The organism is Proteus sp. fly-1008 (genome assembly GCF_040140305.1).
Taxonomy (GTDB): domain Bacteria; phylum Pseudomonadota; class Gammaproteobacteria; order Enterobacterales; family Enterobacteriaceae; genus Proteus; species Proteus vulgaris_B.
Window position 1 is genome coordinate 374,874 of sequence record NZ_JBEEWH010000003.1, and the last position, 22,989, is coordinate 397,862.

Here is a 22,989-nt window from a genome sequence, read left to right on the forward strand (position 1 = left end):
GATGACAGCTCTGTATAACTTGGAAGATAATCCCACTTCCAGTTTATTTGAGCGCATACAAGGGAAGAGCGTAGGCTCTTCCCAACGCGCAAAAATCCAAGCGTTACTCATGTCAATTAAGCAAAATTTGAATCAGGTTTTAAATAGTAGACCTTTGGGTTGCCAAAGTACTCCCACTTTAGGCGTTCCTGATTTAAATGATGCGACATTAACAGGAGTCGATTTCAAGGTTCATTTATCCAATATTATTGCGAATTGCATTACCACTTATGAACCAAGAATAACTAATGTCACTGTTCATTTTATAGAAAATGAAGCAGAACCATTGTCACTGCAATTTAGTATTACTGCTTTTATTTTATTAGAAAATCAAAAGCAGCTTATTGAATTTAACGTGCAATTAGACAGTAACCGTAGATACCAATTGACGCAATTTTAATATGTCTTCAAATCACTATTTTGATAATGAATTAAGCTATCTCGATAAGCTTGAACTATATGTTGCAACTGAAAAACCGCAACTTATTAATCAAATATCTGAAAAAGTGCGTGATCCTGATGCAGCACGCCTTTTAGATGGTATTGCTTATTTATCAGGCAATTTGCGAGAACAAATAGATAGACAATTTCCTGAACTAACAAACAGTTTAGTGAATATGTTATGGCCTGCTTACGCTCGTCCATTTCCTAGTATGACGGTTATGGAATATCGCACAGAGCCATCTCAAGAATACGCTATTAAAATAACCAAAGGGCAACCGTTTATAAGCCACCCATTATATGTTCAAAATGACTTGGCTCAAAATGATGATGATAATTGGCATCAATGTCAATTTACACAATGTCGCAATTTATGGGTTCTACCAATACAAATAACACATATTACCCAAAATAAAGATACGCTGGATATTCATTTTTCTCTAAACCAATTACAGTCGCTAGCAGCAGTTGGCTTAGAGAAACTGTGTATTTACCTTAATGGGTTCTCTTATACAACGACCCAATTATTTTATTTATTAAATAGCAAAATCAAAAAAGCAAAAATAACCACAGTTAAACATCAAATTACATTAGAACATTTTTCTGTTGAGCCTATTGGCTTTCATGCCGAAGACTCCCTTTTGCCTTATCCTAAAAATAGCTATGAAGGATATCGCTTATTACAAGAGTATTTTTGTTTTCCTGAAGCATTTTTGTCTCTAGCCATAAAGGGATTAGACAATCTCCCTCCAGCCTTAAAATCAGATGCTTTTACATTATCAATTCAATTTGAATATGATATTCCAGAAGCAATGCTTATCACTGAAGAAAACATCAAAATTAATTGCGTACCTGCAGTTAATCTATTTAAATCTGAGAGTGAGGCGATTAATTTAACGGGAAAAGAAACGGAATATGTTCTGAATAAAAGCCATAAAAAACAAGATTGCTATGATATTTTTTCAATAAATACCATTCAAGGTTGGCGCTATATTCCTAATCAGAAGTCCTATATTACTCGTTACACTGCTTTTGAAAGCTTTCATCATCAAAATAATCAAGAGAACCCAGAAAGAACGGGCTATTATCGCTTAAAAATCGCACACCACAAATCACATTATGGTTATCAACATACCTTATCTTTTGTACGAAATAATGAAGAAAATTTACTCGACTGTGAAGAGAGTATTTCTGTCTCAATGAATTGCACTAATCGTACTTTAACCTCTTCATTGTCGTCCCATTCAATAAGGTTTGATGAGCATACCGCTATTTCTGGCATTTCATCTACTAGCAATATTATTAAACCAACAAAAGCGCTTTATCCTTTATTAGGAAATACGCTGTATTGGTCTGAATTGACTAATTTATCCATTAATTATCAATCTTTATTAAGTTTGACGGCACTTAAACAAATTTTACAGTTATATGATTTTAAAGCGACTTTTTATCAACAATCTGCACGTCAGTCCCAAAAGTATCTTGATGCAATCACTGATTTAAAAACAGAATCTATCGAATACTTATATAAAGGTTTGCCTGTCCGAGGCGTAAAAACAACATTATCAATACACCAAAATGCGTTTATTTCAGAAGGCGCCATGTATCTATTTTGTTCTGTATTAGCACAATTTTTTACTCTTTATACCAGCGTTAATATGTTTCATGAGTTGGAAGTGATTAATTTAGATAATAAGGAAGTTTATCTTTGGCCAGCGAAAATAAACCAGCAAATACTCAAATAACAGATATTGATAAAATACAAAGCTGGCTAAATAAAAAAGCGGGCAAATCTGTTACTGAATACAGTTTTTATCAATTAGTTGAGTTGCTTAATAAATTTCATACTCAAAAAACAGCATTCAATAATGAAAGCTTTATTCAGTTTAGATCAAGCGCTAATACGGCATTTCCAACTCGAGATGTTGTTTCCTTGCGCCAAGATGAACAAGGTCTGTTTGATTTAGAAGTTTCCTTTTTAGGATTACATGGTAGCCAATCACCATTACCAGGTTATTACCTTGATCATTTCGCATGGGAGGAAGCACAGCAAGCAAATCAATTAACGGATTATCTTAATTTATTTAATCATCGCTTAGTCACATTACTTCATCGTATATGGCGTAAATATCGCTATTACATTTGCTTTGAAGATGGTGGCCATGATGCATTTTCTCGTTATATGTTTTCACTTGTGGGGTTAGGTAGTGAAACCAATCGTGGCATGATGAATATCAACCACAGCAAAATGCTTGCTTATGCCGGATTACTTGCTAGCCCAAGTCGTTCTCCTGATGTTATTTGTAGCTTAATTTCTCACTGTTTTGATTTAGAGAAAGTTGAATTAATCGGATGGGAAATACGCAAAGTACCTATTCCAGAAGATCAACAAAATCGTTTAGGCATTGTTACTCGTCATTCAGGACAGAAATCTCGACCTAAAATGGTTTTAGGTGAGAATTTTAATATTGGCTCTCATATCTATGATTGCAATGGAAAATGCACTATTGAAATCAGTGAATTATCCATTGAACGCTATATGTCGTTTCTTCCCAATGGCAAAGATTTTTTGTCACTCATTACTTTTGTTTCTTACATCATGCACGAGCAACTTGCGTGGGATTTACGCCTACGTATTGCGGACAAACAAACGAATGGAGTTTGCCTAGGCAGAGCACAACACAACCAATTAGGTTGGCAAAGCTTTCTAGGAAAACCTGAAGCCAATCCCAGTATGACAATGACTATTTTGGAATAATATTTATGGATAATTATTTACCCACAATCTCTTTTCGCTTAATCAATAGTGAGCTGCTTGAAAGTGGCTATGTGCCGAATAGTCAATTTACTCAACTTGGTGGCACAATTGGTAGTAGTCAACAATCTCACTGGGTAATACAAGATACTCAATCTTCTATTGCTGCCACACAATGCGCTATTGTTTGGCAAGATAAGCAGTTTTGTTTAAAAACGCTTTCAGAACCTATTTATATTAATAATGCTCTGATCCCCATAGATATTGGCGCTGTTTGTTTATCTCAAAGCGATCAAGTCAAGATTGGTCAATTAGTCTTGTCTGTTAATATTAATTTAACGCAAAACGATAAATCGGATCTTATGGCAATGACACCACAATCTTTGATTGTGACTGATGATAATCCGTTAGATCCCTTACTACAAAAAAACACGTCCTCTGCTCATAAAGCAGAAAATTATATGCCTTTAGCCCCAACAGTTTCAGGTGCAATGACGCATGATCCATTAAAAGCCCTTGAAAGAGAAAGCCTTGAGCTTATTCAGTCATCTTATTCTAACTCACACCACCACTCGCTTTCTTCGCCTCATTCAGATAATCAGGGAGCTTTTATGGTTCAAGAATTTATGGATTTACCCGAAATGACATATCAGGATAATGAGATAAATGCAGACGTTGATTATGTTGCGATTAATCCATTAATGAAGGGGCTAGGTGTACACCTTAACTTGCAAAACTCTCAGCAAGCGAATGATTTTCTCATTGAATTAGGAAAAACAACACAATCAGCAATTAAAGGCTTATTGGCATTACAGCAGCAAGGTAATTTACAAGATAAACAACTGCGGCCAATCGAAGATAACCCTCTTCGTTTAAATAACCAATATGACCATGTAATGCGCTTAATGTTTACGGATGAACGTAGTCCAGTGCATTTATCTGCACCCTCAGCCGTGGCAGAAAGCCTACATAATGTGCAACTACATTATCATGCCAATCAAGAGGCGATTTCAGCTGCATTAGCTACCCTTTTAGATGCATTTTCTCCAGAGCATTTATTAAAACGCTTTTCTCATTATCGTCGTAGTTACGATAACAATCCAAATGACAGTGCTTGGGCTTGGGATATGTATACCAATTATTACAATGAGTTGGCATCATCCCGCCAAAAAGGTTTTGAAAAGCTGTTTTACGAGGTTTATACCCACGCTTATGACCGAGCCTTAAGAAAAGGGCTTGATGAGGTGTGATATGTCGATAAAAACACTCATGGCTTGTCTCTTTCTTATTTTTGTAAGCACTCAACTTAGTGGGTGTAGTGGCCCGATTGAAGCAATATCAAAAATAGGCAAAGTCATGTGGGACCCTTCAACGCCTGTAGGAGCCGAAAAAGAACAACCATCAGTCGTTGCATTCACATTATTAGCAGAGCCTGAAATTAATCCTAACGATCAAGGAGAGGCAACCCCTGTTCAATTACAAATTGTTTATATGAATGAAGATTCGATCTTTGCCTCTTTAGATCAAGACCAAATTATTGAAGAAGATTGTGATCTGAAAAAGCTATTAAAAAGAAATTATATCGATCATCAAGATTACACTCTTTTGCCTGATCAATATAAGCCTCTCGATCTCATTGAATTAGATAAAAAAAATAAATATATCGGGATCATTGCTTATTACTCTGATGTCAATATTACTCAATGGAAAAAAGTATTGAAAATCAATGGAATTGGTCGTCATTACAATCTACTAGTCCATATCAAAGAAAATGAAATTGAATTTAGAAAAGAAGAGGAACAATAACAGTGTCAACAAAAAATAAAGTGATATGGCATGAAGGGTTGTTTATTAAACCTCAACATTTTCAGCAACAGCAACGTTATCAAGATTATATTATTGAAACGCTGATAAAAACCTATCACGCTCATTACTATGGCCTAGGCCAACTAACGCTAAATACTGAATTATTAAGTCTTGGTCGTATTGGACTGAAAGAAGCCGCCGGCATTATGCCTGATGGCACGCTATTTTCTATTCCACAACAAGATAATCTTCCTTCACCTATTGATATTTCACAACTTCATGAAGGCAGTGACAATGTTGTCTATTTAGCATTGCCATTACAAAACAGCACAGTTAGTGAAATTTCTCATTCCCATAATGGCAATCATTTGTTAGCCCGTTATAGCGATGTGTTAACACAAGTACGTGATTTGCATACTGAGAATGGAGACATTAGCCAACTTAATATTGCGAAACTCAATCCTATCTTGAAATTAGGAAAAACAGAGTTAGACGCTTATGTAATGCTTCCGATTTGTAAAATAAGAGAAATCAGTGCTGATGGTAGTTTAATTCTCGATAAAAACTTCATTCCTACCTGCTTAAATTCAAGAATTTGCCCTATTTTATCGGAATTTTTAGCTGAAGTTGAAGGTGCATTATTTGAACGAGGCCGTCAAATAGCCGAACGAATAGGCTCCCCCGGTCAGCAAGGAATTGCCGATGTGGCTGAATTTATGATGTTACAGCTACTTAATCGCGCTTATCCTCAATTTTCACATTTATCTAAACAGACAGTGGTTCATCCAGAACAGCTTTTCAGGGAACTATTGCAATTTAGTGGCGAAATTCAAACATTTACTAATGGCTCTCGTTTACCTGATAAATTACCGATTTATCGACACTATGACTTGGCATCGGGCTTTTTACCTCTAATTAAATCTATTCGACAAGCGCTAAGTGTGGTTCTCACACCAAGAGCGGTGCCAATTCCATTGCAAAAACAAGAACATGGTATTCGTGTTGCAACAATTCATGACAGACAACTTCTGCAAAGTGCTGAATTTATTATTGCGGTACGCGCTCAGTTACCTCAAGAGCAATTGCGTCGCCAATTCGCGCAACAGGCAAAAGTCACATCAGTGAATCAAATTCGTGATTTAGTCAGTGTTCAAATGCCTGGTGTTGGTTTTATTGCTTTATCAACTGCACCTCGTCAATTGCCATATCACTCAGGCTATACCTATTTCCGCTTAGATCCTCAAGGTGAATCATGGGCTGATATACAGAAACACGGAAATATTGCATTCCACGTATCAGGACAATTCCCTGAACTTGATATTCAACTTTGGGCAATAAGAAGTGGAACTCAACATGAGTGATTTATCATTAATACAAGAACTTACTGAAAAAAAAGTGAGCCATAAATCATATCAATTACCATTACGCGGTAACAACATCAATCCAATGATTGATGCTGCGACACCATTGCTGGGTATGGTGATCAGAATGAAATCAATGTCAGCAACTCCGCTATCAGAAAAGCTTTTTCAACAAGTGGTCACTGACATTCAAGCCATTGAACAACAACTTCAAACTCACGGTTATGAGCCGGGCGCCATTGTTTCATTCCGCTATGTGTTATGCACATTTATTGATGAAGCAGCATTAGAGTTAGGCTGGGATCAAGATAACGATTGGGTAAAACAATCCCTGTTAGTTCATTTTCATAATGAATCATGGGGTGGTGAAAAGGTTTTCGTATTAATAGAACGCTTATTAGGTGAGCCTAAACGTTACCTTGATTTATTAGAGTTTATTTATCTCTGTTTATGCCTTGGTTATCGCGGTCGCTATAAAGTCAGCAATGGCTATGGAGATGACTTTAATAAATTACTTCGCCAACTTCAAAAACAGATCCAACAACTTAAAGGTGAGTCTCAACCCGTTGTTTTATACAAAGAAAATGGCACTAAATCACATCAATATCGTTTAGGACAACGCTTTGGTGTTCGTTATATCGCCATTGGCTCACTGATCTTCGCCACGATTATTTATGCAATTTATGCTTCTAGATTGAGACATCAAACTCTCAATATTTTGGAACAGCTTAATACACTTCTTAGCTAGGACGCCCTTATGATCCAGATTGATCTCTCAACATTAGTTAATAGACTTCACCCTATTGCTAAACACGCTTTAGAAAATGTGGCTGCGTTTTGTGTAAGTCACCAGCAACTTGAAATTACAGTAGACCAATTTTTACAACAACTGCTGGAAACACCACTAACGGATATCCGCACTATTTTTAATAAAGTTGATATCAATCCAACTGAATTAACAGCGCTTTTAGATCTTAACTCTGTACAGCACCAAAGCGTGACACAAAGTTATCCAAGCTTTTCCCCACTATTAGTGGAATGGCTTAAAGATAGTTGGTTATTGGCTTCAGCAGAGCTTAGTCATAACGAATTACGTTCAGGCGCGTTATTACTCACTTTATTACAAATGCCCCATCGTTATCTCTCAAAAGTGGTGGCGGAATTACTATCGCAAATTAATCGAGAACAACTCAAACTCAACTTTGATGAGTGGACGCTGACATCAGCAGAAGCACCAATAGCAGAAGCTAATAAATCATCCAATAGTCATGTTCAATCGGACTCTATGCTTGCGCGTTTTACACAAAATATGACGCAACAAGCAAGAGATAACCAGCTAGATCCGGTTTTATGTCGTGATCATGAAATTGACTTAATGATTGATATTCTCTGCCGTCGTCGTAAAAACAACCCCGTGGTTGTCGGTGAAGCGGGTGTCGGTAAAAGTGCCTTAATTGAAGGGTTAGCCTTACGTATTATCGCGGGTGAAATTCCTGAAAAACTCAAAGAATGTGAGTTATTAACGTTGGATTTAGGCGCTCTTCAAGCTGGTGCCGCCGTTAAAGGTGAATTTGAAAAACGCTTTAAAGGCATTATGCAAGAAGTGGCACAATCACCTACTCCTATTATCTTATTTATTGATGAAGCCCATACCTTGATTGGTGCTGGAAATCAGCAAGGAGGCTTAGATATCTCCAATTTGCTAAAACCTGCATTAGCCCGTGGTGAATTAAGTACCATTGCCGCAACCACATGGAGTGAGTATAAAAAATACTTTGAAAAAGATGCGGCATTAGCGCGCCGTTTCCAACTTGTTCAAGTCAAAGAACCCACCGCAGACGAAGCCATTATTATTATGCGTGGATTGCGCTCTATTTATGAAAAAGCACATCACGTTTTTATTGATGATGAAGCACTTTGTGCATCAGCACAATTAAGTGAACGCTATCTTTCAGGACGCCAACTTCCTGATAAAGCCATTGATGTACTTGATACTGCATGTGCTCGCGCAGCGATCAATCTTTCGACACCCCCTAAACAATTATCAGCCTTAAAAACACAACGTCACCAAACCAAGATGGAATTTGACGTATTAATGCGTGAACAGCAATTAGGTTTAAAAGATCACTCAGAACGTTTAGTGATATTAGAAACACAATCTGTTGATATAGATCCACAAATAGATATTTTGCAACAAGCGTGGGAAAAACAGAAAAATATTGTTCGTGAAATTATCGAATTACGTTCAACATTACTATCAACATTAGCTGAACCATTTGAAGAAGAAGCAAACAGTGACAGCACTGAAAATAATAATGATGAGCTGAAATCTCGATTAAACGCGCTAAATGAAGAGTTAAATGAATTACATCAACACTCTCTATTAGTCTCTCCTCATGTAGATAAAAAACAAATTGCTGCCGTGATTGCGGAATGGACAGGCGTACCTCTTAATCGCTTATCACAAGATGCATTACAAGTAGTGACAGAGCTACCAGCCTACCTTGAGCAAAGCATTAAAGGTCAATCACTTGCAATCAAACATCTTCATAAGCATTTATTAACAGCTCGTGCCGATTTACGCCGTTCAGGCCGGCCATTGGGGGCATTCTTATTAGCAGGACCAAGTGGCGTTGGTAAAACAGAAACCGTCATTCAAATTGCTCAGTTGATGTTTGGTGGAACACAATATCTCACCACGATCAACATGTCAGAGTTTCAAGAAAAACATACTGTTTCTCGCCTTATTGGTTCACCACCAGGTTATGTGGGTTATGGTGAAGGCGGAGTATTAACCGAAGCTATTCGCAAAAAGCCTTATTCCGTTGTCCTGCTGGACGAAGTAGAAAAAGCACACCCCGATGTTTTAAATCTTTTTTATCAAGCCTTTGATAAAGGAGAATTAGCCGACGGTGAAGGTCGTGTTATTGACTGTAAAAACGTTGCATTTTTCCTGACATCTAATTTAGGTGATCACGTCATTATGGCTAATGCTGACAAACCAGATGAATTACATGATGCACTCTATCCCGAATTAACTACCTTCTTTAAACCCGCACTTTTAGCGCGGATGGAAGTGATCCCATTCTTACCGTTAACGCAGGTTATTCTCAAAGAAATTATTACTCACAAACTAACTCGTTTGACCCAATTGCTTACACAACGTTTTCACGCAGAGATCAAGCTGGAAGAGACCGTTTCCGATGAAATATTACAACGTGCTTCACGAGCAGAAAATGGTGCAAGAATTTTAGAATCCATTATTGATGGTGCGTTATTACCCCCTCTTTCACTTCTTCTATTGCAACACAGTGCGAAAAATGAAGACATCAGGACGGTACGGTTATCAACACAAGATAACCAATTCATTGCAGAGGTCAATGTAGAACTATGAAGCACAGACTGAAAAATGCGCTCTCTCTCTTAACTTGTTTAGATGTGGACTCACTGACCAGCCAATTTCTTGAGCTGAGTATGCCTCGTAGTCCATTCAGCGCACTCATTGTTTCAATGATTAATAAATCAGAGAACCGCTTAGAGAGCTGGAGTATTGATCTTAGTGAAAAAGTAGAGAAAAAACATTTGGATGTCGATATTACAGAAGCAGATCACCCGTTGATCCAGCTTCTATCACAACCACAACCTATTCTCTGGAATGATTTAAAACAAGGCAGTTATATTAGCGATCATGCTTTACAGCAATTTATCGCCAAACAACCTGTGCATTGCGGACTGTTTAGTATTCCCTTTGTTGATCTTAATAATAAACCTTATGGGCTAATTATTATGTTAGGGGAAAATCTCGATGAAACGGTTTATGAGCAAGGTATTTTTTCTATTTACTGCAATGTATTTCATCATCAATTAAAAAGTATTTTAGCATTTTCTCAATCACAACAGAAAATTGCCGATCTGCAATATTTATTGAAATTACAACAAGAAAAAGAAGAGAAAATAAATAAAACCTTACTTTCATTATCCGTATCAAATTTAACTCCAACACAAATTCCAATTCATTCTTTTGCTGAGGTGAACGATCTTACTTTAGCCACAGAACGTTATGAAGCCTCAATTCTGCGTTACCAACAAGAAAACAACAATGACGATCTCAATTTAATCGCTGAAAACTTAAATATTTCAAAGCGATCACTTTTATATAAATTAAAAAAATATGGGTGTCTTAAATGACTTATTCACGACCAGTTTATTTCATTTTTCTCGCTCTCTTTTCAATAAGTCACGTTTTTGCACAAGAGCAAGAAAATAAAACCAACCATACTGAACTAGCTCTCTTTGAGTGTCGTGAAGAGACATCTCAACTTATTCGTTTATCTTGCTATGACCAAATTAACATTGGGAACAAACCAGTTTCTATTGTTGATGTAAGTGCGATGGGCAATATTTGGCGTTTAGCGGTAGAGCATGAAATGAAACGTGAAAATCACACCGCTGGGTTTATGGTCACTGTTCATAATAAAGGCACTTATCCCGTTATTATGACTATTCCAGCAATGGGATATTTGCCTCCTCGCCCCATTCTTATGTTGAGTTGTATCGATAACATCACCCGTATGCAAATTGCTCTAGCAAAAAAACAAACAGCAGGAAATATCCTACTAATAACAGATAAGACCCAATTAAGTAGTGAATGGTTTCTACGGGAAGATGGTTATCTGCTTGAGGCGAGTCGCGGGCTTTCTGGTATAGATGAAATCAAGCAACTGCTCTCTAGCACAAAATTAACTATCAAATTAGCAAATGATGAGCAACTAACCTTTAATATTTCAGGCATTAACGAAGAGATAAAACCTCTGCGTTCAGCCTGTCATTGGTGATAATAATGACAACAAAAACGCTCTGTACATGGAGAGAACAACTTTTAGCACCTTTGGATGAAGCCAAAGTGAGTAGCCAACTTGATGAAAATAGCCCTGATTGGGAATATATCGAAAGTGAAATGATAAAATTTGGCTCACTCAGCCACAGCACTTTAGATATTGATGATATTCAGCGTCGAGCATTACAACTCTTTGCCACACAAACTAAAGATTTTCGCTTGCTTGTACATTTTTTAAGGACGCTACAACACGCAGGTATTCCCGAAGAGCTTGTGATTGCATCAACAATTGCAAGTACCTATATGCAACATTATTGGGATACCAGTTATCCTAGTCACTCTCGGTTAAAACTTCGTTTAGCACAACAAATTCTTAAACGTTTTGAAACCGTAAAAAATAATTTTTGCCAGCAAGCCACGCCCGAACAGCGCGATGAGATCTTAGGTGAATTTGCTTATTTAGCACAATTTTGGCATTCCAGTCAGACTAATTTATCTACACAAGTGGATGAATTAAGCCGAGCGTATCAACATATAGAAAATATACAAGAATCGACTATTACGGTTGAAGAAAGTGTAAAAGCAGAACCAGTTAATGAAATAAAAAAAACACCTCAAACACCAGTAAGCGCAACTTCACAGACAGAGCAACCTCACGTTGAAATTAATCAAAGTGATGATCGCCAATGGAAGCAGACACTATTAAAAGTCGCTGGCATTCTTTGTGAACAAGCCCCTAATGATGCGGTTGGTTATCGTCTACGCCGATATGCTATCTGGCACAACATTCAAACACTTCCGATAAATGATAAGCAAGGCAAAACCCCCTTAGCCGCAGTAGCAATTGATAGAGTGACCGATTACAAAGCGCAACTCTCACAGCCGTCTATCTCACTACTCAATGATATTGAGCAAAGCTTAACGCTAGCGCCTTATTGGTTAGATGGGCATTTTATGGCTGCTCAAACCGCACAATTATTAGGGCTAATTGATGTTTCATCAGCAATTGCTCAAGAGCTTTCACTGTTTTTAATAAGATTACCTCAGCTTAATCATCTCTATTTCGCTGATATGACTCCTTTTATTTCAGAAGAAACTCATCAATGGCTGGGGAGTTTAGAAAATCAAGCTAACAATAAAGCAAGCCCTTCATTATCACTACACAATGAGCAACAAGAAATTATGGATTGCTTTGAACAAGAAGGTCTTAATGCCGCGTTATTAATGATTGATAACGCTATTTCAGTAACGACTGAACCCCGTCAACGGTTTTATCTACAGTTACTTTCTGCACAACTTTTTGAAGCATCAAAAATGAGTTCCATCGCAAATGTTTATTTTAATCAGCTTTATCATGATGCGCTTCGGTATTCATTATCAGAGTGGGAACCCAATTTATTAAATCAATTGGCATCAAAAATGGAACATCAACAGAACTCGTTTTCTCATAGGGAATAATAATGAATTGGTCATTTCTTTCTGGAAAAAAAATAGCAGATTTTATAAAAAAAATTTTCTTTTCTGATAAATCAAAAATTAAATCCCTATTTTTACTTTTAGTTGCTTTAATTCCTGCGTTGTTTGTTATTTGGATCTGGTGGTGGGGAGCAAACTATGAATTTAAAGGTGGCTATCCATTACGCTCACTTAGCGCACGTTGGTTAGCTACTGTTATCACTATTTTAGTGGTTGTCAGTTGGATTGGAATTGCAACATGGCTTCGGGTAAAAAAACTTGAAGGACTGAAATTAGAAGTAGAATTAGCCATTGTTGATCCTGTCCGTAATGATATTGAACACCAAACTCGTTATTTAAATTACTGGAAATCGCAGTTTATTAAACATCAAAATGGACACACTAATGCGCTTTATCAAAAGCCTTGGTATTTTGTTTTAGGTACTGACGAAAGTGGCAAAAATACCTTATTAAAAAATAGCCTAAATACCTTAGATATTGCGCCTATTGAAAATATTGTTAACGAACAGCAAAAACTGTCTTTACATATAAACATGCAACTCGCCGATCAAGCGATATTATTAATACCTGAAGGGAAGTTAATTACACAGCCTAATCTCATTTTAGAAAAACCAAAACTTTATCACCGACTATGGAATGAGTTACTAGGTTGGTTAAATGAACATCGTACACGTCAACCAATGAATGGCATTATTCTTACTATCGATTTATTACAACTTCTGACAAACGACAAAGAGAAAAATAGCCAATTTATTGCCTCATTGCATATGCGGTTACAAGAAATTCGCATCACATTTAATAGTCAATTACCTATTTATATCGTATTTACAAAACTCGATTTATTACAGGGATTTGATGCGATGTTCCAATCATTAGAAACGAAACAACGTGATGAAATTTTGGGTGTGACATTTCAATTAAATAACAAAAATAGCTGGGAAAAAGAGCTAAATACATTTTGGGACCAATGGGTAAGCCAAATGAATAGCGCCCTTCCTGAGATGATGATTAATCGTGTAGATGAAAGCCAACGCACTAAATTATTTAGCTTTATTAGACAAATTCAAGGATTGAAAAGTAACGTAATCAATCTAATTGATGCGCTAACATCTAGTGATAAGCAACAGGATATTCAATTACGTGGTGTGTATCTCACATCTGCAACACAAGTCGGGCAAGTTGATAATATCTTTAGCCAAACAGCATCGGTGCAATATCATTTACCAACAGCACCTTTAGCGACTTGGCCAATTGCTGAGACTCACAGCTATTTTACACAATCACTTTTTCAAGATGTTTTGCTATCAGAGCCCAATCTGGCTGCTGAAAGTCAATTTTGGCTTAAAAAGCATCGTAGAAGAGTTCTATTAGCTTCTGCTATCAGTTTTGTTGGTATTATCGCTTTGTGGAATGGCTGGAGCCACTATTACAGCAAGAACTATCAATCTGGTGAAAATGTACTTAATGAAGTTAAAGCCTTTCGCGCGTCGGATACCACAATAACAACAAATACCGCAGGAAAAGAGCAACTTGCTGTATTAAATCCATTATTAGATGCCACATTAGCTTACGGTAATTATCGTGAGAAAAATAACCTATTTTCTGATCTTGGGTTATATCAAGGAAAGAATGTCGGCCCTTACGTCGAAAATGTTTATCTTCAATTAATAACAGAACATTATTTGCCTTCAATAATGAATTCTTTACTTATTGAGTTAAATAAAGCAAAAGCTGGAAGCGAAGAAAAACTAGAGATATTACGCATTATGCGCATGCTTGAAGACAAAAGTGGACGCAATAATGAGATTGTTGAAAACTTTATGGCTAATTATTGGAGTCACTTATTTACGGGCCAGCGTGATATCCAATTTCAATTAATGTCACATTTGCAATACGCATTAAAACATACCGATTGGCAAGCTCAACGTAAAGCTGGAGAAACAACGGCAATTAATGCTTTTGCGCCCTTTACTCAATCTATTAATACAGCGCAAAAAGAGTTGAGCCGTCTACCTCTTTATCAACGTGTTTACCAAACATTACGCCTTAAAGCGAACCAAATGCTTTCATCGCCATTAAATATACGTCATCAAGTTGGCCCTAGTTTTGACAATATTTTTGCTGCCATAAATGAAGATAAACTTCAAATGCCTCAGCTTCTTACTCTGTATGGGTTAACAAACTACTTTACTCAACATAATGATGAGCTAGTGGATCTGACCTTTTTAGATGCATGGGTCTTGAATTTAAGTATAAATACTCAATATAGTGAAAATGATCGAAAAGAGATCCAACGCCAAATCACGGAACAATATCTTAATGATTATACAGCTCAATGGCGTGCCGCTATCAGTAACCTTGAAATAAGAGAGTTTGAATCACTACAAGATGAGATTAATGCATTAGAACAAATTATTAGTGGTGAGCAACCAATACGGCGAGCATTACAAGTATTAAGAGATAACACAACATTACCAAAAATAGATAGTTCACTGCCTATTGCTGACCAAAAAGCATTAATGGATGAATTAAAATACAAATTACTCATACGGTTAGATAAAGAATTTGCACCTCAAACTGAAATTCTTGTCAGCAATAATGGTGAGAATTTACAGAACCTCAATCAAAAATTAAATGAACTGCATCGTTATTTATTAGGTATTTATAATTCACCTGTACCAGGTAAAGCCGCATTAAAAGCGGTGACATCCCGTCTTGACGATAATAATCGTGACATTATCTTTGAATTATCTCAATCGGCTAAAACATTGCCTGAACCAATGAATCGTTGGGTAGGTCAATTAGCGGATCAAGCTTGGAATGTTGTGCAAAAAGAAGCAATTCGCTATATGGAAGTTGAGTGGAATGAAACCGTCGTTAAGCAATATCATACCTACATTATAGGTCGTTATCCGTTTAACACAGCTACTACACAAGATGTACCTTTAAGTGAGTTTGAACGCTTTTTTAAACCTAACGGTACATTAGATAGCTTCTACCAGCAAAATCTACGCCTTTTTGTTGAAAATAACTTAATTGAAAATAGCGATGGTCAGTCACTTATTCGTCCGGATGTATTAGAACAACTTGAAATAGCAAATCGAATTAGAAATACATTCTTCAATGCACAAGGCAATTTAGAAGCACAATTTGCCATTGAAGCACTATCACTAACAGGCAATAAGCGTCGTAGTATTTTAAATCTTGATGGTCAATTACTTGATTATTCACACGGCAGAAGCCATACCGTACATATGGTTTGGCCCAATTCAATGCGTTCAAATGTTGAAAGCAAACTCACCTTAGTACCCATTTCTGGCGATAAATCACCGCGCGCTATTTTATTTAGCGGTCCTTGGGCACAAATGCGACTGATTAATGGTGGCAGACTTACCAACATAAAACCACATTCTTTCGATGTGAAATTCACTCTTGATGGTGGTGATATGACATATCGGATCACAATCGATGAATCTAATAATCCTTTCTTTGGTGGATTATTTACGCGCTTCAAATTACCAGAAACCCTTTATTAACTGATTTCCCCTCATATTTATGGGGGGATAGGATATTTCATGAATACGCCAAAAGAAAAATTTGTGATAAAAATTGCGGGGTCTCCTTTAGATATCCCTGAATTTATCGCATTAAAAGCGGAATTTAATAAACTCAATCATCCTTCTCAGCCTGAGATCAGTTGGACACTTATTGAGTCTCTTTCATTAACGTTATTTAAAACTCACGGTATCGACTTGCAAAGTGGTGTTTATTATACGCTTGCTCGCCTTCATCTTAATGGGCTAAATGGTTTTACAGAAGGATGTGAATTGCTCGCCAATATTGTGGTGAGTCAATGGGATAATCTTTGGCCTTTCCAATCAAATCATCGATGTGATGTATTAAATTGGTTTAATACCAAAGCGGGTACTTTATTACGTCAATTAACCTTTTCCCCTTCTGATTTACGTTTAATTTATCGTTCAGAAAGAGCGCTACAATTAATTATTGATCAAATTACTCATACAGATTGGCCTAAATTACCAAAGCTAGAAAATTTACTCTGGTTTTTCCAAAATGCAGCAAAAACCTTAGAGCAAACAACAAAAAGTACAACACAAAAAAATAATAATGCCACGGTTAAGATCCCCCCTATTGTCTATATCAGCCCATCTGATGAACTGAAAGAAAATAACGTTTCTAAACCTAATCCTATCGCCGAAGTTGTTTTATATGACGATCCGCCTATTGAGAAAAAAACCATGAGTGCAAAAAAAGGCTTTTTTATTGGATTATTAAGCAGCAGTGCTATTTTTGTTGCTATTAGTGTGGCTATTTATCTACCAATGCAAAAAGAACTCTCCGCAATTACTGCTCAACCTGAAGGTGCTATTACACAGTGGTTATATCAACCTAATATCAGTTCATACGCAAATAATCTTATTTTAATGGAAAAACAGTCTCCTCTATTTGCACTAAGAAAATCGGAGCATATGTTGGATGTGGCTAAAAAGCTTTGGCCTAATAATGCTGATCAATCTTACGCAACACGACAATGGCAAAATACCCTCACTACACGATTAGAAAATGCACCTATTGACAGCAGTTGGTCTGATACCAATAAATTAATCCAACAACTTTCTGACAGAATTGTTCAACAAGAACGTAATCGAGGCAGTTTCACTCTTTCTTATTTAAAAACAGCTGTTTATGAAATACAAAAAAGTCATAACAAAGCTATTCCAATTGAAAATAAGCTGTATGAATTTTCACAGACAATAAATAAAGAGCAGATTATTTCACCCGCATTAATTAATAATCTTGATGCAGACGTTAATGGGTTATTAGCACGATATTATTTCCTTCAAAAAGAAGCGGAAGAATTAGGATTAAAACCTTACTCTTATTAAAAATAACAAAAAATCACAATAGATATTATTTATTATTAAAAGGCAGATATTACATTAACATGAGTGAAATTAAATATTTAAAAGAAAGGCAATACCTACAAAAACTGGCAAAATCCTACGCACAAAAAAAACCACACTTAGCAGAAGTCTTAGAACCAGACGATCCACAAACAGGTTATTTAATGGAGGGATTTGCTTTTCTTTCTGCTCATTTACAAGAAAAAATTGATGATGCATTTCCTGAAATTACACTTCCTTTATTACAACGATTAGGCTCTCAAGCAATTAAAGGTGTACCATCAACATCAATTATTCAAATTAGTTGTGAAAAAGAGATTAATTACAGTTATTTTATTCCTAAAAATAGTAGTGTATTAGGTGATAATAATGCATGTTTTTCAACTTGTCGTGATTTATATATTGAGCCTTATTCTCTTATTAAGAAGAAAGTGACACATCAACCCAATAAAAGCTGTATCTCTTTGACTTTTAAATATCTTGGTAATATTGAGCATACACAATCTTGCTCACTTAATTTATTTCTTAGTCCTATCAAAAATATTGCTGATATTTTATTGCTTGGACTAACTCAACATTTTGACTATATTGAATTAAAACACGCAGATAAAAATTATCATGGTGATAACGCAACATTTTGCTTTAATACTCAAATAGGTAAAAACTATCCTATTTTTTCGCAATCAGAAAATACCCCAAAAGCACCACAACAATTACTTGAAGGATTGTATCTTCCTCATGTTCATCACTTTATTAGCTTAGATATTCTAAATATTCTCAAGGAATTAGATTGGAAAAAAAGCACTATATTTACGATTAATATCTATTTAAATAAGCAAATTTCATTAACAAAAGAACAGTGTCAAAACTGTTTTTTACTTAATTGCGTTCCTACCGTTGATAAAGAGAAAGAACATACCGTTATTCTTGATTTCCAAGAGAATAAGTCATCTTATTTATTGCCAATCCCTGATAACCACTACCTTTCAAATTTATCTGAAATCATGCTATCACTTGAACCTCATGAAAAAGAACGAGGTATTTATTGTCATTTTTATTCAATAACAGAGTTAACCTCAGCATCTCGTCTACTACCTCAATATCAAAATTCTCTTTTTTACTCATTAACTATAGATAAAGATATTACTGGACGCACATTTTACATTATTCATTTTTATGATAACAAAGGTGAAGCACTTATCTCACCACCTAGTTTACATTTTTCTTGTACCTATATTGGCTTTGAAAAATATAAGGATAACCGTATTGGTGTATTAAATGCGCATAGTGAAAATATGCCTGATAATTTATTAATTAAAAATATCACACCATTATCAGAATGTTTCCCTCCTATTGTTGACGATAAATGTTATTGGCATTTATTATCACATTATAGTGCTAATGCATTTATGCTAATGTCTATTTCAACAATAAAAAATATGCTTAGTGACTATTTAATTTATGCAGAACTAGATAAACAGATCACAAGAAAAATAAAAAAATCATTAGAAGGATGTATTGATTTAAATAGTTATACTTATGATTACATTTTAAAAGGTAAGCCACACCGTTGCCTATCTTTAACCTTAACCATTGATATTGATTGTTTTGAAAATGAAGGAGATGCATTTATTTTCGTTTCGCATCTTTATCATTTTTTTCCATTTTGTTTGTCAGAGAATATGTTATTAGAAATGAAGGTTAAATTTAAAAATGATGATAAAATAAAATGGTTTTTATCACCATCCCCATTAAAGGGTTATAAGTCGTTATTGTGATAAAAAAGAGCCTTCAATAGGGCTCTTTTTTTAATCTTATTTTCCAAGTAAACAAAGAATATAATAAATTATCAGATCTATTTTTTATTGAAACTAATACATCTCTTTATTTCAACAATGATGTTATAAAAAACTTATTACTTTAATATAAATATAGTTTTAAAAAACCAATTAACAGAGTTTATAGTTGGACATAAAAAACATCAAAAATATAATTTTATAATAAAAATCCGAATCATTGAAAACTGGTTTATTAGGCATAGGCACAAAATACGTATATTTATTGATCCACCTCATCACCACAACTCTATAAAAGAGTAGTTTCACTTCTCATACCAAATTTTCTTAAATCATATTATTCTTATTTAACACTCTTATTTCGCCATTAACAAACAAAAAAACCATTAAATGCTGACATAATTTATCTAAATAGTTGATTTAGGTAAAACGGTTTAAATCTTTTAATAAGCAAATATTAATAGTTATTAGCTATCAATAACTGATTTTTGATCGCTAATATCGATCTTTAGGTATTTTTACGATACTATCTTTTAAAAAGGAGAAATAAATATGAACACAATTAGTATTGTGGTAGGTCAACGAATTAAGCAGAAAAGAAAACAATTAAAAATAAGTGGTGTTGAAATGGGCCGAAAAATTGGAATAAGCCAGCAACACTATTCACGTTTAGAAAATGGCCACATAAAAATAACGGTAGATCAATTAATTACCATAGCCCTAATATTAGGAGTTTCTCCACAAAGCTTATTGCTTCATTCTGAAGTAATGTCTCCCATGATAAATACATGGGCTCAAACAGCCTTATCATCAAGTGATATTGTTGTCTCAAGAAATAGAAAGCGTCGTAGTCTTAAATAAAAAATAAAGAAATTTGTCTAATATTAGCTGATTTAACATCTAAGCTATTTTAACAAATAAAAGCCTTAATTTTTACTTTCGTTATATTAAATAAAATATTATCCACTTACACAATCAATCGATTGATTTGTTGTTAAAATAAAAAATAAATTGTTAATTTTTTAGGAGTTAAATGTTTTAATAAAATTTCTGGTATAAAAGATAATTTTTTATTGGAATCTCCCACCAAATAAGCCGCTATTTCTTTTGATGATAAATTATCAAATTCTTCAATATTAAAATACTCATCCAGCCAACTAGAAATAAAAATAGCACAGTAACAATTAATAGTTTTTTACATCATCCCCTTTATCTTAATCATCAAAAACAGTAATAAATAAAAGTAAAAAAACAGATGTATTAATTACGCAATATAGATCTAATTAATTTTTACAATTTACTCTATTGATTTTATTACATTAAAAAGAAGAAGTAGTGTATTTTGAGACGATGCCATTAGCACCACATTTTTAAATAAATAGTTATATTACCTACTTAAATAGATGTTAATTTAATCTATACAAGAGATACGAAGCTAGGAAAGCATAGAAATGGTAAGAAGGTATGCTCATTTAGCACCAAATCTGACAGAACATGCACGTAAAATCGATGGCGTTTTTAATGATAACGACACAAATACGACACAAAGCAAAAACCAAGTTGGATTGAAATTAGCGTAAGGTGTTGATTTTAAATGGTACGCCCTACAGGATTCGAACCTGTGACCTACGGCTTAGAAGGGCGTTATATACTGATTTCATTGAGTTTTATATAATTTCATGAGATTTCATCTTTTTGATTTACAAGGATTTATATACCTTGCATGATTTCAGCTAGTTTCATATCATTTCTTCGTTACTTGACCCGTTACTTGACCCGCAATGGAAATTAGTTATGGCTAGCGTATTACTGACTGATAGTAAAATACGAGGACTGAAACCAAAGAAATCTGCGTATTATACTTGGCAAGCATCAGCGACTAGAGGCACCGGACGCCTTGGTGTAAAAACATATCCATCTGGAAGAAAAGTTTTCGTCTACCGCTACTTCAAAGATGGAAAAGAGAAATTTATATCGCTTGGTGATTACCCTAATTTATCACTAGCAGATGCTGCAGTAAAATCCGTAGCAGCTGCTACCGAATCATCATCCCCAGAGAGAATAAAATATGAACACGCCACAGTAAAACAGCTTTTTGATGATTACATTGAAGATCAAAAACGACAAGGCAAGCGTTCATATGATAAAACTCAAAACAGACTAAATCAGGTTCTAGATAGTAAGCATATTGATGCCTCTATGCCTGCAAAAGATGTGACTCCAGATCATATAAAAAGAATACTTTCTGAGTTTATCTCCCGAGGTGCTTTGGCAGGTTCGAACAAAGTAAGAGCAAATCTACATGCGGTATTCAACTTCGGTTTGTTTGCCGATAATGATCCAGCAAAAATAAACGAGCGCGTTATTTATGGATTGGAACGAAATCCTGTCACTGTGGTTCCTAGACAAAAAGGTGCAGATAAAGCGTTAGATAGATTTTTATCATGGGATGAGTTGAAGCTATTATTAGAGCTATTCAATAAGCCCACCATCGAATGCCCTATTAACTCAGATTATGCGCGTCTATTTCTATTTTGCGTTTATTCCGCAGGACAAAGGCCATGGGAAATTCTGGCCAATACTCGCGACAATTGGGATAAAAAGAACAATACATTAACGGTTCCACCTCATATTTCAAAAACAGGCGATTATCATGTCATTCCACTGGTACAGTCTGCTATTGATATTCTTAATATCCAAGAACTATTGTATCCAACATCAAATTATCTTTTCCCTGCTGATACTAAAGAAAGACACTTGCTAACGTCTGAATACGCTAAACAATTAAATAAATTTTGTAAGAAAAATGAGTTTGAGAAATTTACACCTAGAGATGTGAGAAGAACATTCAAAACATTGGCTGGAGAAATGGGAATAAGTTCTGAGTTAAGGGATATGGTGCAAAACCACAAAAGACCAGGAGTTTCTCAAAAGCATTATGATAGATATGATTATTTAAGAGAAAAACGAGAAACGCTTGATACATGGTGTGAAAAACTATCGTCTCTAAAAGAAGCATAGTATTTATATATCATTTAAATTCCTTATTGTCGGATAGATGTAACCCACAATAAGGAATGCTAAAAATGAGAATGGCTCTATATGCCTGTCATTGTCATAGAAATCAGTTATCAACATTGAACTCTACAAATAAAAGAACAAAAATTGAGCATTTTAGTACAAAGTAACGTACACTGAATCACGATATCCCTATAATGGGTGAAAGATATGAAAGCTTTTAATGTGATAAGAATGTTTCAAGACGCACTAGTAGAAGTTACCTGCCCAAGTTGTTCTTATGTTGCCAAACAAAACAAACATAAACTTAAGAAAAACCTAATCTTATTGTGTCCGAATTGCGGTTACATGTTTTATTTCAATAAAATATAAAACTAAACTCAATATGCCAGTTGTTGCCGTAGACGTTGAACGACAACAACCAGCACATTTGCGCGAGTATTTTAATGAACGATTAGCGTTTTATCGTGAGAGAAGCAAGAAACTGCCAGATGGTAATTCAGTGCAGTATTTGAAAACGGAGTAGCGCCGATGC

The 22,989-nt window shown here is 35.2% G+C and carries 18 protein-coding genes and 1 pseudogene; all 19 read left to right on the forward strand.

Features of this window, described 5'->3' with window-relative positions:
• Position 1: 1 nt before the first annotated feature.
• The 19 genes and pseudogenes from tssE (at position 2) to ABN256_RS08225 (ending at position 22,980) form a co-directional block, all read left to right on the forward strand.
• Positions 2 to 439, forward strand: a complete 438-nt coding sequence (gene tssE / locus ABN256_RS08140; RefSeq protein WP_196553922.1) for a type VI secretion system baseplate subunit TssE — start codon at positions 2 to 4, stop codon at positions 437 to 439.
• A 1-nt stretch (position 440) separates the two neighbouring features.
• On the forward strand, positions 441 to 2,225 hold the full coding sequence (gene tssF, locus ABN256_RS08145) for a type VI secretion system baseplate subunit TssF (protein WP_196553921.1): 1,785 nt from the start codon (positions 441 to 443) through the stop codon (positions 2,223 to 2,225).
• Positions 2,189 to 3,238: a type VI secretion system baseplate subunit TssG gene (gene tssG / locus ABN256_RS08150; protein WP_196553920.1), complete on the forward strand. Its 1,050-nt coding sequence runs from the start codon at positions 2,189 to 2,191 to the stop codon at positions 3,236 to 3,238. The genes tssF and tssG overlap by 37 nt, the downstream gene beginning before the upstream one ends.
• 5 nt (positions 3,239 to 3,243) lie before the next feature.
• Entirely contained in the window at positions 3,244 to 4,485 is a 1,242-nt protein-coding gene (gene tagH / locus ABN256_RS08155) for a type VI secretion system-associated FHA domain protein TagH (protein ID WP_349439347.1), read from the forward strand.
• A gap of 1 nt (position 4,486) precedes the next feature.
• Entirely contained in the window at positions 4,487 to 5,041 is a 555-nt protein-coding gene (tssJ, locus tag ABN256_RS08160; protein WP_349439348.1) for a type VI secretion system lipoprotein TssJ, read from the forward strand.
• 2 nt (positions 5,042 to 5,043) lie between these two features.
• On the forward strand, positions 5,044 to 6,402 hold the full coding sequence (tssK, locus tag ABN256_RS08165; protein WP_196553917.1) for a type VI secretion system baseplate subunit TssK: 1,359 nt from the start codon (positions 5,044 to 5,046) through the stop codon (positions 6,400 to 6,402).
• A complete protein-coding gene (gene icmH / locus ABN256_RS08170; protein WP_196553916.1) occupies positions 6,395 to 7,150 on the forward strand; it encodes a type IVB secretion system protein IcmH/DotU in 756 nt (251 codons plus the stop codon). Before tssK ends, icmH begins: the two co-directional genes overlap by 8 nt.
• Before the next feature lie 9 nt (positions 7,151 to 7,159).
• On the forward strand, positions 7,160 to 9,796 hold the full coding sequence (gene tssH, locus ABN256_RS08175) for a type VI secretion system ATPase TssH (protein ID WP_349439349.1): 2,637 nt from the start codon (positions 7,160 to 7,162) through the stop codon (positions 9,794 to 9,796).
• The gene (locus tag ABN256_RS08180; RefSeq protein ID WP_196553914.1) at positions 9,793 to 10,590 is read left to right on the forward strand and encodes a Fis family transcriptional regulator; all 798 of its coding nucleotides are present in this window, start codon (positions 9,793 to 9,795) and stop codon (positions 10,588 to 10,590) included. Before tssH ends, ABN256_RS08180 begins: the two co-directional genes overlap by 4 nt.
• A complete protein-coding gene (gene vasI, locus ABN256_RS08185; protein WP_197268916.1) occupies positions 10,587 to 11,237 on the forward strand; it encodes a type VI secretion system-associated protein VasI in 651 nt (216 codons plus the stop codon). The genes ABN256_RS08180 and vasI overlap by 4 nt, the downstream gene beginning before the upstream one ends.
• 5 nt (positions 11,238 to 11,242) lie before the next feature.
• Entirely contained in the window at positions 11,243 to 12,697 is a 1,455-nt protein-coding gene (gene tssA, locus ABN256_RS08190) for a type VI secretion system protein TssA (protein ID WP_340893582.1), read from the forward strand.
• A 2-nt stretch (positions 12,698 to 12,699) separates the two neighbouring features.
• The gene (gene tssM / locus ABN256_RS08195; protein ID WP_349439351.1) at positions 12,700 to 16,251 is read left to right on the forward strand and encodes a type VI secretion system membrane subunit TssM; all 3,552 of its coding nucleotides are present in this window, start codon (positions 12,700 to 12,702) and stop codon (positions 16,249 to 16,251) included.
• 39 nt (positions 16,252 to 16,290) lie between these two features.
• A complete protein-coding gene (locus ABN256_RS08200; RefSeq protein ID WP_196553910.1) occupies positions 16,291 to 17,622 on the forward strand; it encodes a VasL domain-containing protein in 1,332 nt (443 codons plus the stop codon).
• A 59-nt stretch (positions 17,623 to 17,681) separates the two neighbouring features.
• Positions 17,682 to 19,418 (forward strand): type VI secretion system baseplate subunit TssF, encoded by a 1,737-nt coding sequence (locus tag ABN256_RS08205; protein ID WP_349439352.1) that lies wholly within the window; start codon positions 17,682 to 17,684, stop codon positions 19,416 to 19,418.
• 570 nt (positions 19,419 to 19,988) lie between these two features.
• Positions 19,989 to 20,297: a helix-turn-helix domain-containing protein gene (locus ABN256_RS08210; protein ID WP_072070819.1), complete on the forward strand. Its 309-nt coding sequence runs from the start codon at positions 19,989 to 19,991 to the stop codon at positions 20,295 to 20,297.
• 578 nt (positions 20,298 to 20,875) lie between these two features.
• A pseudogene (locus tag ABN256_RS08215) lies at positions 20,876 to 21,016 on the forward strand (integrase); the annotation flags it as partial.
• A gap of 214 nt (positions 21,017 to 21,230) precedes the next feature.
• Positions 21,231 to 22,457, forward strand: a complete 1,227-nt coding sequence (locus ABN256_RS08220; protein WP_197268908.1) for a tyrosine-type recombinase/integrase — start codon at positions 21,231 to 21,233, stop codon at positions 22,455 to 22,457.
• Positions 22,458 to 22,688: 231 nt separating this feature from the next.
• Positions 22,689 to 22,826, forward strand: coding sequence for a YnfU family zinc-binding protein (locus tag ABN256_RS19215; protein WP_353853201.1), 138 nt, complete (start codon positions 22,689 to 22,691; stop codon positions 22,824 to 22,826).
• Complete coding sequence (locus ABN256_RS08225) at positions 22,816 to 22,980, forward strand: DNA polymerase III subunit theta (protein WP_228407138.1); 165 nt, start codon at positions 22,816 to 22,818, stop codon at positions 22,978 to 22,980. Before ABN256_RS19215 ends, ABN256_RS08225 begins: the two co-directional genes overlap by 11 nt.
• The last annotated feature ends 9 nt before the right edge of the window (positions 22,981 to 22,989 follow it).